Source organism: Campylobacter sp. RKI_CA19_01122 (genome assembly GCF_025771325.1).
In the GTDB taxonomy this organism is placed as follows: Bacteria; Campylobacterota; Campylobacteria; order Campylobacterales; family Campylobacteraceae; genus Campylobacter_D; species Campylobacter_D lari_D.
This window is the reverse complement of record NZ_JAKMPZ010000007.1, coordinates 32,736-45,428: the sequence shown is the minus strand read 5'-3', so window position 1 is coordinate 45,428 and position 12,693 is coordinate 32,736. Positions and strand designations below refer to the sequence as shown.

10 protein-coding genes, 1 tRNA gene and 2 pseudogenes are annotated in these 12,693 nt (G+C 30.3%); 8 read left to right on the top strand and 5 right to left on the bottom strand.

What is annotated here, in order from left to right; all coding sequences use genetic code 11:
• Positions 1 to 81: 81 nt before the first annotated feature.
• Both L8U37_RS08225 and L8U37_RS08220 read left to right on the top strand, forming a co-directional pair.
• Positions 82 to 705, top strand: a pseudogene (locus L8U37_RS08225) (hypothetical protein); the annotation flags it as partial.
• Between the two features lie 1,077 nt (positions 706 to 1,782).
• Positions 1,783 to 2,163: pseudogene (locus L8U37_RS08220) on the top strand (methyl-accepting chemotaxis protein); the annotation flags it as partial.
• 25 nt (positions 2,164 to 2,188) lie between these two features.
• On the opposite strand, the gene L8U37_RS05145 reads toward L8U37_RS08220, so the two are convergent.
• Positions 2,189 to 3,172, bottom strand: a complete 984-nt coding sequence (locus tag L8U37_RS05145) for an MnmA/TRMU family protein (protein ID WP_133319009.1) — start codon at positions 3,170 to 3,172, stop codon at positions 2,189 to 2,191.
• Positions 3,173 to 3,237: 65 nt separating this feature from the next.
• Entirely contained in the window at positions 3,238 to 5,025 is a 1,788-nt protein-coding gene (gene dnaG / locus L8U37_RS05140; protein WP_263728737.1) for a DNA primase, read from the bottom strand.
• A 74-nt stretch (positions 5,026 to 5,099) separates the two neighbouring features.
• On the opposite strand from dnaG, the gene L8U37_RS05135 reads away from it, so the two are divergent.
• From L8U37_RS05135 to L8U37_RS05110, 6 genes are read left to right on the top strand one after another with little or no spacing between them, the layout of a single operon-like run.
• Positions 5,100 to 6,062: a hypothetical protein gene (locus L8U37_RS05135; protein ID WP_263665677.1), complete on the top strand. Its 963-nt coding sequence runs from the start codon at positions 5,100 to 5,102 to the stop codon at positions 6,060 to 6,062.
• Positions 6,059 to 6,499, top strand: a complete 441-nt coding sequence (gene rnhA / locus L8U37_RS05130) for a ribonuclease HI (protein ID WP_263660658.1) — start codon at positions 6,059 to 6,061, stop codon at positions 6,497 to 6,499. The genes L8U37_RS05135 and rnhA overlap by 4 nt, the downstream gene beginning before the upstream one ends.
• Complete coding sequence (gene rnc, locus L8U37_RS05125; RefSeq protein WP_263659574.1) at positions 6,492 to 7,160, top strand: ribonuclease III; 669 nt, start codon at positions 6,492 to 6,494, stop codon at positions 7,158 to 7,160. Before rnhA ends, rnc begins: the two co-directional genes overlap by 8 nt.
• Positions 7,157 to 8,245, top strand: a complete 1,089-nt coding sequence (gene aroC / locus L8U37_RS05120) for a chorismate synthase (protein ID WP_263728736.1) — start codon at positions 7,157 to 7,159, stop codon at positions 8,243 to 8,245. The genes rnc and aroC overlap by 4 nt, the downstream gene beginning before the upstream one ends.
• Before the next feature lie 54 nt (positions 8,246 to 8,299).
• Positions 8,300 to 9,343 carry a Cj0069 family protein gene (locus L8U37_RS05115; RefSeq protein ID WP_133319003.1) on the top strand — a complete coding sequence of 348 codons (1,044 nt, stop codon included), beginning with the start codon at positions 8,300 to 8,302 and terminating at the stop codon, positions 9,341 to 9,343.
• A 29-nt stretch (positions 9,344 to 9,372) separates the two neighbouring features.
• Positions 9,373 to 9,999, top strand: coding sequence for a trimeric intracellular cation channel family protein (locus L8U37_RS05110; protein ID WP_220566464.1), 627 nt, complete (start codon positions 9,373 to 9,375; stop codon positions 9,997 to 9,999).
• 190 nt (positions 10,000 to 10,189) lie between these two features.
• Here the strand turns inward: L8U37_RS05110 and L8U37_RS05105 are convergent.
• From L8U37_RS05105 to nhaA (L8U37_RS05095), 3 genes are all read right to left on the bottom strand, one after another.
• Positions 10,190 to 10,264: transfer RNA gene (locus L8U37_RS05105), tRNA-Glu, on the bottom strand.
• A 54-nt stretch (positions 10,265 to 10,318) separates the two neighbouring features.
• Positions 10,319 to 11,473, bottom strand: coding sequence for a Na+/H+ antiporter NhaA (gene nhaA / locus L8U37_RS05100; RefSeq protein ID WP_263660661.1), 1,155 nt, complete (start codon positions 11,471 to 11,473; stop codon positions 10,319 to 10,321).
• Complete coding sequence (nhaA, locus tag L8U37_RS05095; RefSeq protein ID WP_133319000.1) at positions 11,470 to 12,630, bottom strand: Na+/H+ antiporter NhaA; 1,161 nt, start codon at positions 12,628 to 12,630, stop codon at positions 11,470 to 11,472. Before nhaA (L8U37_RS05095) ends, nhaA (L8U37_RS05100) begins: the two co-directional genes overlap by 4 nt.
• Positions 12,631 to 12,693 lie beyond the last annotated feature (63 nt).

The following is a 12,693-nucleotide window of genomic DNA, read 5'->3' as shown; positions in this document are numbered from 1 at the left end:
TTTTAATAAATTTTAATTTTTATTTAATGAAAAGTTTTTATAATTATAAAAATTTATAATTTATTAACTAAAGGAGAAAAAATGCGTAATTGGAATCTTGGTGCTAAAATAGTTGCAATAGCTATTATAACGGTTGTTTTAATCTTAAGTATTTTATCTTTTTTGATTATAAACAGATCCACAGCTATTTTAAATACACAAATAGAAAATACACTCACAGCTTCTGTGCATCGTTATGGAAATCAAGCTGAAGCGAGCATTAGGTCTTTATTCGTCAGTACTATTGGTACACAAAGAACTTTAAACAATCTTATTTCAGAAGGTGCTATAAACCCAAAAAGGATAGAAAATATCCTCGGAGAAGCCATTGATGCAAATGGAGATATAGCTTATGGTTATTATTATTTAAAAGACGGAACTGCATATAAAAATTTGGGTGTTGATGTAAAATATTTTTCAAATAATAATGAATTTATGGTGTTAATGAGAGATGTAGATATTAACAATGCTGGCGGTATGCAAACTTTAGTAGCAAGTGAAGAGATTGCTAAAACGAATGCTATAAAAAATTTGATGGGGGGGGGTAAGTTATATTTTGGAGAACCAAGATGGTATAACATACATGGAAATAAATTTCTAGGTGTTCATGTAGCTGCACCTATTGCAGATAAAAAAGGAAAGGCTATAGGTGTTGTTGGTATGCTTTTTGATCTTAAACCTACGGCTGATTTTTTAAATGATTCTTCAAGATCTATTTATCAAGGAGCAAGAAGGATTTTAATAGCAAGTAATGGTGTTATAGCTACGCATCCAAATGCTGAATTTGTTACAAAAAAGATTACAGAGGTTAATAAAAATACAGCTCATATAATAGAAGCACAAAAAACTATCCATGCAGGAGCTATTGATTATAAAGCAGATGATGGTAGTGAATATCATGGTGCTATAAGAGTATTTGAAATATGGCCAAATACAGGAATTTATTGGGCTATGTTGGCTATTGTCCCAAATGAATCTGTATATGCTTCTATTGTGGATTTAAGAAATATTATTTTGATTAATTCTATTATAGCGATAATTGTTATAGTAGTTGTGATTGGTACTTCAGTAAAAAGAATAGTTTCTATAAGAGTGCAAAGACTTCAAGATCATTTAATGAAATTTTTTAGATACTTAAATCATGAGCTTCCAACCGTTGAGGTTTTAATTCCTAGATATAATGATGAACTTGGAAAAATGGCATTAATGATTAATGATAATGTTCAATATATACATACTTGTTTAGAAAAAGATGACATAACTGTGCAAAATATCTTAGAAGTATCTTGTGATATAGAAAAAGGACATTTTACTCAAAGAATAAAAGCAAATCCTGTTAATCCAAAACTTGTGGAATTAAAAGAAGTATTAAATAAAATGCTTGATGATATGCAAATGAAAATTGGTAAAGATTTAAATGAAATAGAAAGAGTTTTTAAAAGTTTTAAAAATCTTGATTTTTCAGATAAGCTTGAGTATGCTGATGGTGAGATAGAAAAATCGCTTAATGCAGTCGGAGAAGAAATAAGAAAAATGCTTCAAGCTTCATTAAAACAAGGGGAAATGCTTCAAACTAAAGCTGATGCTTTAAAAGAGAGTGTTTTAAAGCTTAATGATGGCGCACAAAAACAAGCTGATTCTTTACAAGAAAGCGCAGCTGCTGTTGAAGAAATGAGTGCTTCTATGAACGCAGTAGCAGCAAGAACTGAAGAGGTTATTAAACAAAGTAGCGATATTAAAGATGTAACTGATGTTATTAGAGATATTGCTGATCAAATTAACCTACTTGCATTAAATGCTGCTATTGAAGCAGCTCGTGCAGGAGAACATGGTCGTGGCTTTGCTGTTGTTGCTGATGAAGTTAGAAACTTAGCAGAAAGAACTCAAAAGTCTTTAGGTGAGATTGAAGCTAATACTAATATCTTAGTTCAATCTATTAATGAAATGGGTGAGAGTATTAAAGAGCAAGCTTTAGGAATTTCACAAATTAATCAATCTGTTTCAGTAATAGATGGTTTAACTAAAGAAAACTCACAAATTGCACATGCAACTAATTCTGTAGCAAATGAAGTTGATTCTATGTCGGCTGATATTGTAGCAGAAGTTAGAAGAAAGAAATTCTAAAAAAACTACCCTTTTTAAGGGTAGTTTAATTTATAAAATACTCTTGAATTTTATTTTTATCTTCAAAAGCCATACTTTGGAAAATTTTATCTTTAAAACCTATTTTGTATTTTGTATTATTTTGAGTTTTAGCATAAGTTAGTGCTATGCTTAGAGCAAGTTCAAGATCTTGTGGATTGATATTTTCATCTACCAAAGAATAAGCACCGATTAAATCAAAGAGTTTTAATTCTTCATATTTTTGAGTTTTTAATTCTTTTAAAAATTGATTTTCTAGCTCATTTCTACCTACTATCATTTTAGAGCCATTTGGAAGTCTTAAGTGGCGTCCATATTTTAAAAGTTGTGCATCATTAACTTGCATATTTTTATCAAATTTAATAAAATCTTTGATTTTATTTGAAAAACTCTCAAGTGTGAGTAAACATCCACCACCCGGACTTTCAAAATCTTCAAAACCAAATTTGGCAGCTAGTTCAAGTTGTCTTTTTCTACTTCTTCCGCTGATGTTTTCTAACTTTTCTCTATCAACCCAACCTTCACGCTCAGGTTTGGTTAAAGGTAAATTTTTAGCACACATTGGACGCAAGATTAAATCTTCTTCATCAAGTGCTAGTTTTTTAACCTTAGCCATAGCATCATTTCTTTGACTCATAGGGCGTTGACCAACTACTTCTCCTGTGATGATAAAACTTGCGTTTTCATCTTTTAACATAGAAAGAGCGGTTTTAAACATAAAAGCATGACAATCTATACAAGGGTTAAAATGTTTTCCATAACCATATTGAGGATTAAATAAAACTTCTTGCAAATATGCATTTCTTACATCTATCATTTCAAAACTAGCCCCTGCCATAGCAGCGCGTTTTGCCATGAGTTCGCTTTTATCGCTTGTGCTACCAAAGCCTATATTGATATTTAAAGCTTTTACCTCTATGCCTTGAGAGCTTATAAGTTTTATAGCAAGCATAGAATCAAGACCACCACTAAAAAGTGCTAATGCTTTCATTTTTTCCTTTCGAAATTTTTGGCATATTGTAGTGAATATTTTTTAATTTTTATGTAAGTTTTTATTTAAAAAACTTCTTCTTCAAAGTTATAATGAATTGCTTTTTTATCTTTTATATTTTTTTGTAATCTACTTAAAAATAATTCTAAACTTCCCTCATCATCTAAAAATTGGACATTTTTTAAAACTTCCATTAAATGATTAAAAAAATTTTCATCATTTTGATAGTTTTTTTTGATTTTTTCTAAATTTTGATTGAGCAAATTATAAATTTGCTTTTTAAAGGCTTGTTTTAAATTTAAGTTTTTTAATTTGTTAAAATGAGCAAAATTAATTTTGCAAATAGCATATAAAAATTCTTCTAAATTGTTTAAAATTTTAATATTTTCGATCTCATAAAGTTCTCTTATGCTAGGATCATTAAAGTCTTTTTGTTCTAAAATAGCCTTAGCAATATCTTGATGTAAGAAATATTCTTTTGCACTTAAAAGTTTAAAAAGTCCTATGGCTTTTTGATTTTCATATAAAAATTTCAAAAGCTCCAACTCGCTTATGTTGTTGATTTTATTTTGTTTTGTAGGAGTAAAAAAATTTATATTTTGTCTAGTATTTTTAGAAAGTTTTATATCATTAACATTTACACCCAAAAGATTTGCTACTAAGGTAGTGTAGGAATTTGCTATTAAAGGTTCAAGGTTAAAAGTGTATTTTTGTACCTCTTCTAAAGCCTTTTGCTTACTAAGTGCTGAGCTTAAATCAAAATTTGTGATCAAATTTCTTATATAAAATTCTCCAAGTTCTATACCTTTTTCTAAAATATTAAAAAGCAATTTTTCTTGATGAGCGGCCACTAGTTCAGCCGGATCTTTCCCGCCTTCTATTAAAACTACTTTTCCATCAATTTTTGCTAAACTTAGTAAATGTGCTGAACGCACGGCAGCATTAAGTCCTGCATTATCATTATCAAAGCACAAAATCACTCTCGCCTCTAATCTTTTTATCAAAGGTATGTGATTTTCACCTAAAGCTGTTCCTAAAACTGCTACAGCATTTTTAAATCCTGCCTTATGAAAGGCTATGGCGTCCATATAACCTTCACAAATTATCATTTCTTTTTGTTTGTAAATGGTATCTTTTGCTAAATTGAGTGCATAAAAAACGCGTGATTTATCAAAAAGTTTGCTTTGAGGTGAATTAACATATTTTGCCATATTTGCTTCATCTAAAGTTCTACCACCAAAGCCTATGAGTAAATTTTTATGATCATAAATACTAAAAGTAATGCGGTTGATAAAACTTGCATAAGCACCATTTTCATTTTGTTTTATTGCGCCAACCTCTAAGGCTTCTTCTTGAGTGATTTGCTCATTTTGTAAAAGTCTTAGTGTTTCATTAGAACTTGGTGCAAAGCCTAGCTCAAAGGTTCTAATATCCTCATCATTTAAACCTCTTTTATAAAGATAAGTTAAAGCTTCTTTGTTTTTAGCTAAGTTTTGCTTATAAAAAGCATTAAGAGTAGGTAAGATGTGAGTGATAGATTTTTTATTGTCTTGTTTTTGTGAGGTGTAAGTAAGTGAAAAATTACTCCACGAAGCAACCTTTTCTACCGCTTCAATAAAATTTAATTTCTCATAATCCATTACAAATTTAAAAACATTGCCCCCAGCTTTACATGCAAAACAATGATAAAATCCTTTAATAGAATTAATATGCATGCTAGGATTTTTATCATCATGGAAAGGACAAACGCATACATAGCCTGAACCTTGTTTTTTTACTTCAACATAATGAGCTATAATATCAACAATATCTGTTTTTTGTAAAAGTTGTTCTATACTTGCTTGTTCTATCATATTTAAACCTTAAAGAAAATTATATAAGCATTTAGCTATAATTGTTATAAATTTGAAAGTTAAGTTGCAAGATTATGGATTTTTTCTTTGTAGAATACCGCGATCCTTTATTCGGTCTTATTGTTTTGACGGCTTTGATTTTTATCGTTGCTAGCTCACATTATATATGGCGGTTTTTTGCAAGCAAAGATCAAAAAAGCAAGCTTGATCGTTTTGTAAAAAAATTTGAAATCAATTCTACCCATCAGCAGATTTTAAAAAATGCCAATTTAAGTATAGAAAATTTAAATTTCCTAGCTCAAATTTTTACCAAAAGTGGTGAATTTGAAAAAGCTGTGGGAATTTATCTCATAGCTTTGCAAAAGACAAATGAGGCTAACCAGAAAGAATTTATCTTTTTTTCATTAGCACAAGTTTATCTAAAAGCAGGATTTTTAGAGCGTAGTGTAGAAGCTTTGTTAAATGCTTTAAAAATCAAAGCACGCAATAAAGAAAGCTTAAAACTTTTAAAAATTGTGTATTTAAAACTTAAAGATTATGATAAGGTTTTAGATGTTTTAGAATGTTTATTTGAGCTTGGAGAAAATATATATGCAGAAAAAGCTTTGATAAAGGCTTTAAAAATTCAAGCAAGTTCTAAAGAGCAAAAGCAAAAGATTAAAGAAATTTTAATTTTTAGCAAAGATAATGAGTATGTTTTAAGATTTTGTTTTTTGCATTATAAAGATAAGCTTACTCAAATGCCTCAATTTGAAAATGTCATTGATTTACTTAATGAATGTAAAAGCCCACTTAATCTTGAAGATGAAAAATACCATGAGTTTTTTTATGCAAAAAATTTAAGTACCAAAGCTATTTCTATTAAAAATCATAAACTAAAAATTTTAAAAATTTTAAATGATAATAAGCTAAGTGCTAATCTTAGCTTTACTTATGTGTGTAATAATTGCAAAAATCAAAGTCCTTTGTTTTTTTATCATTGTCCATTTTGTTATGAATTTGGAAAATGTGAGATTTATTATGAGGTAAAAGCTTGAAAAATATTGAAATTTATACAGACGGCTCGTGTTTAAATAACCCTGGTTTTGGAGGGTGGGCTTATGTTTTAACTTATAAAAATCATCAAAAAGAACAAAGTGGGGCATGTGAGAATACAACAAATAATCGTATGGAGTTAATGGCCATTATACAAGCTTTGAAAGCTTTAAAAGAGCCATGCGAGGTAAAATTATACACAGATTCAAATTTAATGGTGCAAAGTATTAATGAATGGCTTGAAGGTTGGATAAAAAAAGATTTTAAAGGTAAAAAAAATATTGATCTTTGGAAAGAGTATTTAAATGTTGCTAAAGATCATAAAATAACTGCTTTTTGGATCAAAGCACATAATGGCCATGAATTAAATGAGCGTTGTGATGAACTAGCAAGAAATGCAGCTTTGAAACTCCAAGAAGAAAGGTTGATAAATGCTTAAAAAACTCCAAGAAAGATTAAGTTATCATTTTAAAAATGAGCAATTGCTCATCGAAGCTTTGACACATAAAAGCTATAAAAAGCCTTATAATAATGAAAGATTAGAGTTTTTGGGTGATGCTGTAATGGATTTAGTAGTAGGGGAGTTTTTGTTTTTTAAATTCCAAAAAGACTCAGAAGGAAACCTTTCTAAGCTTAGGGCAGCTTTGGTAAATGAAAAATCTTTTGCAACCTTAGCACAAAAACTTGATCTTGGAACATGTATTTTTATGTCTATTGCAGAAGAAAATAATGATGGACGCAATAAACCTTCTATACTTTCTGATGCCTTTGAAGCTTTAATGGGAGCTTTGTATTTAGAAATAGGTTTTGAAAAAACTAAAAACATAGCATTAAATTTACTCAATGAAGTTTATCCGCATATTGATACACAAAGTTTATTTAAAGACTATAAAACAAGACTTCAAGAAATTACACAAGCAAATATGGCAGGCACACCCGAGTATGTAGTGATGAAAGCTTTTGGACCTGATCATAAAAAGCAATTTGAAATTGCAGTAAAAATTCAAGGTATAGAAGTAGCAAGATCTATAGCAGGTAGTAAAAAAGAAGCCCAACAACAATGTGCCAAAATAGCACTTGAAAAATTAGGAAAACTATGAATAGCTTTGGAAAAAGATTTAAATTTACAAGTTTTGGCGAATCTCATGGTCAAGTTATAGGTTGTGTGATAGATGGTATGCCAGCAGGGGTGAAGTTTGACTTTGATTTTTTGCAAGAAATGTTAGATAAAAGAAAACCAGGTCAAAATAAATTTAGCACTCCTAGAAAAGAAGAAGATAAAGCTCAAGTTTTAAGTGGGGTTTTTGAGGGTTATACAACAGGAACTCCTATAAGTGTATTGGTGTATAATGAAAATACACGCTCAAAAGATTATGAAAAAGATGTGTTTCGTCCTGCACATGCTGATTTTACTTATTATCACAAATACGGCATTAGAGATTATAGAGGTGGTGGAAGAGCTAGCGCTAGAGAAAGTGTAGCAAGAGTGGCAGCAGGGGCGTTAGCTTGTATGCTTTTAAAAGAGTTTGATATAGAAATAATGAGTGGAGTTTTTGGGGTAGGAAGTATTGATAGCAAACTTAGTAATGATGAGTTCGATTTTAATTATGCTAAAAATAGTGAAATTTATGCTTTAGATAAAAATTTAGAGCAAAGTTTTAAAGATGAAATTTTAAAAGCTAAAAAAGCTAAAAACAGCATAGGCGCTAGAGTTTTTACTAGAGTGAAAAACCCTATTAAAGGCTTAGGTGAGCCTTTGTATGATAAGCTTGATTCTAAACTTGCTCATGCAATTATGGGAGTCAATGCGGTTAAAGCTATAGAAATAGGAAGCGGTATTCAAAGTAGCTATATGTATGGAAGTCAAAATAATGATGAGCTAAAAGATGGGGTGTTTTTAAGCAATCATAGCGGAGGTATATTGGGTGGAATTTCTAATGGAAATTTTATCGATATAAAAACATATTTTAAACCAACTCCTTCTATATTTTTACCCCAACAAACACAAAATATTCAAGGAGAAAATATTATACACGAGTTACAAGGTAGACACGATCCTTGTGTGGGTATAAGAGGCAGTGTTGTAGTAAATGCTATGATAGCTATATGCATGGCCGATGCTTTACTTTTAAATGCAAGTTCAAATTTGCAAAATTTACAATGTATTTATGGAAAAAATAAATAAAAATTTAATACTTATTTTGATATGATGATAAAATATCTTTAAAAAGGGAGCAATATGAAAAAAAATATCGTATTTTTTGAAGTTAGAGGTGGTAGCGATAAAGGTGAAGATGGCCATAGAAAAGACACCATGCCTATGGTAAATGCTTTAAAAGAGCAAGGTTGGAACGCTGAGGTTATCTTTTTTGAAGTTGAAAAAAAAGACGAAATTTATGAATATGTAAAAAACAATGCTGATGCTTATGTTTCTAGAATTAACCCAGGAAATTTAAAAGAAGAAAATGAATACTTTGATATGTTAAGAAAACTTTGTGCAAATGGTGTTATAGGTATGCCTCATCCTGATGCGATGATAGGATATGGCGCTAAAGATGCACTTACTAAGCTTAATAAAACAGCTTTAGTGCCTGAAGATACTTATGCGTATTATGATATTAAAACTTTTAAAGAAAGTTTTGTAAAAACCTTAGCAAAAGGCGAGAGGGTTTTGAAGCAAAATCGTGGTTCAACAGGTGAGGGAATTTGGCGTGTGAGATTAATAGATGAACTGCCAGCAGGGACTACAAGTGTGCCATTAAATGCAAAAATCAAATGCACAGAAGCAAAAGACAATCATACAGAAGAAAGAGAGCTTGGTGAATTTATGGATTTTTGTGAGCAATACATTGTGGGTGATAATGGTATGCTTGTAGATATGACTTTTTTACCGCGTATTAAAGAAGGTGAAATTAGAATTTTAATGCTTTATCATACTCCAATTTATGTAGTGCATAAAAAGCCTGCAGAAGGTGCTGATGCATTCTCTGCTACACTCTTTTCAGGTGCAAAATATAGATATGATGAGCCAAAAGATTGGCAAGAATTGATAGATTGGTTTTTAGCAACCTTACCAGAAATTCGTTCAAAGCTTGGAAATTACGATATTCCTTTAATTTGGACTGCCGATTTTATCTTAGATACAGATGAAAATGGTAAAGATAAGTATGTTTTAGGTGAGATTAACTGCTCTTGCGTAGGATTTACTTCTCCTGCTGAATTTGTTGAGCCTATTGCTAAAAAAGTAGCTCAAAATATCATTAATATCGTGAGTAAAAATTAACCCTTGTTTAACAAGGGTTTTAACTCATTATGCTTTTAACTATACTTTATATTATCGGAATTACTGTTGATGCAATGACGGGGGCTATTGCTGCAGGACGGCACAAAATGGATCTTTTTGGAGTGATATTTATAGCTTTGGTAACAGCTATTGGTGGAGGTTCTATCAGAGATATTTTACTTGATCATCATCCATTAACTTGGATTAAAACTCCTGAATATGTCATTTTGATTTGTGTTGCGGCTATGATTACAACAAAAATTGCTAAATATGTTATAAGACTTGAAAAACTTTTTTTAATTTTAGATGCTATAGGTTTGGTTGTTTTTAGTGTTTTAGGGGCACAAATTGCAATAGAAATGGGGTATGGTTTTATAGTGGCTGTGAGTTCAGCTGTGATTACAGGTGTATTTGGCGGGATATTAAGAGATATATTATGTGCTAGGATACCACTTGTATTTCAAAAAGAAATTTATGCAGGTGTGGCCATATTAACAGGAGCTTTGTATTATATATTGCATATTTTAGGCATAGATGAATTATGGGTAATTCTTGCTTCATTGATTGTAGGAACTATAGCAAGACTTTTAGCGATACATTATGGTTTAAGTTTGCCTATATTTTCTTTTAAAGATGGAGAAAATAAAGAAAGCTAATTTTATTTTTTAGATTTTAAAATGCAAGTTTTGTTATTTACAATGTTTTTATAAAATCCCTGCGAGCTTTGCTAGTAAGCAATATTTATTTATATTTTATTTTAGAATATTTATTTGATATATTAAATTTATATTAAGCTTAAATATTGAAACTATTGTTTATGCTATTTTTATTTAGGAGTTAAAAGAGTGGTGACCCATACGAGACTCGAACTCGTGTTACCGCCGTGAAAGGGCGATGTCCTAACCGCTAGACGAATGGGCCAAAACATTAAATAAGAAATGAAATTATATCTTATTTAATTTAAAAAAAGCTTAATTATTTAATAAAACGCAGGTAAAAATAGCCAAATACACCAGAAGCTAATGAGGCTAGTAAGATTGCAAAGTTATCTACAAAATTAAATATATCACTCACTTCATAAGCAAGAGCATCTATAAAAAAGCTCATGGTAAAACCTATACCTGTGAGTATGCAAACTCCATAGAGTTGTTTAAAATTTGCATCTTTTGGTAGTTTTGCAAGTTTGAATTTAATCGCCATATAGGCAAAGCCAAATACACCTAGTTGTTTTCCAACAAAAAGTCCCAAAAATATACCCATGCTTACACCACTAAAAAGCATATGAAATTCTATTTTAGAAAGATCAACTCCTGCGTTTGCAAAAGCAAAAAGTGGCAATATTATAAAAGCTATCCAAAATTTTAAACCATGCTCAATTTCTTCTAATAAAGCATGATTGTTTTTTGTATATACAGGAATGAATAAAGCAGTAATAATACCTGCTAAAGTCGCATGTACTCCACTTTTTAATACACTAAGCCAAAGCAGAGCACCAAGTATATAATAAAATGATTTTCTTTCATTACCTAAGCGATTAAGTAAAAACAAGCCAACAATGCAGCAAAAGGCAACAAAAAAAGCCAAAGTTGAAAGCTCACCTGTATAAAAAATAGCAATGATTAAAATAGCTCCTACATCATCAAAAATCGCCAAAGAAACTAAAAATATTTTTAAAGAGCTTGGTATGCGTTGTTTTAGCATTGCAAGTATAACTAGAGCAAATGCAGTGTCAGTTGCTGTTGGTATAGCCCAACCTTTTAAAACATAAGTATCATTAAAATTAATAGCGCAAAATATCAAAGCAGGTACTACTATACCACCTATAGCAGCTATTAAGGGTAGAGTAATATTGCTAAGAGTTTTAAATTCTCCTTGAACAAATTCTTTTTTTAATTCAAGTCCTATTGCAAAGAAAAAAATTGCAATCAGTCCATCATTAATCCATAACAAAGAAGGTTTAAAAAGCTCCCAAGCTCCTATTTTTATACCCATTTCTACACTTAAAAAATTCATATAGTGTTGTCCATAAGGGCTATTTTTGAGTAATAAAGCAAAGATTGTTGCTATTAAAAGCAACAATCCTCCTAAAATTTCAAGAGATAAAAAGCTTTGGAGGTTTTTAAATTTCATTTTTTGAAACTATAAATGAGTTTTAAATAAACATAGCCAATCACAGCGCTTAACAAAGAGGCTATTAAAATAGCAAGCTTATCTGAATATGCAAAAATATCACTATTTTGATAAGCTAAGCCATCTATAAAAAAGCTCATGGTAAAACCTATACCTGTGAGTATGCAAACTCCATAGAGTTGTTTGAAATTAACATTTTGTGGAAGTTTTGCTAAGCCTAGTTTTATACTAATATATGAAAATAAAAAGACACCTATTTGTTTTCCTAAAAATAAACCTAAAATAATACCTAAGCTAACCGAAGAAAACATAAAGCTTGGATCCATATCTTTTAAATCAACACCTGCATTTGCAAAGGCAAAAATAGGTAAAATAAAATAACTTACCCAAGGTGCTAAATCATGTTCGATTTCTTTTAAAAAAGATTTTCCATTTTTTGTTTCAAGTGGTATAAACAAAGCAGTAATCACACCCGCTAAAGTTGCATGCACTCCACTTTTTAGCATGCTTATCCAAAATACTATAGCTATAATGATATAAAAGGATTTTTTAGTAACATGAAAATGATTTAATAAATAAAGTGCTAATATACATACCAAAGCAGCGATCATAGCAAATACTGAAAGCTCGCTTGTGTAAAATAAAGCAATCACAATAATCGCACCCAAATCATCAAAAATAGCCAAGGAAAGCAAGAATAATTTTAATGAAGTAGGTACTTTTTTACCTAAAAGCATTAAAATTCCTACTGCAAAAGCCACATCAGTTGCTGTTGGTATAGCCCAACCTTGCAAAGCAAAAGCATCTTTATAATTAAAAAATGCAAAAATCAATGCAGGTACTATCATACCACCAAGTGCAGCAAATACAGGTAAAGACATAGCTTTTATACTATTTAGCTGTCCTCTTGTTACTTCATACTTTAATTCAAGCCCTATGGCAAAGAAAAAAATCGCAATAAGTCCATCATTAATCCATAAAAGCAAAGGTTTGAAAATTTCTAAACTTCCTGCTTGAAACCCAAAAGGAATATTTAAAAAGTTGGTGTATTGATCTGTTAAAGAGCTGTTTTGTAAAATTAATGCAAGTAAAGTGAAAAATATTAGCAAAACACCCGGAAAAGTTTCGCTTTTAACAAAGGTTTGAAGTCTTTGCATATAAATAGCCTTTTTAAATTTTTAATTAATGCGTTATTTTAACATAAAAAGGCTTGAAATTTA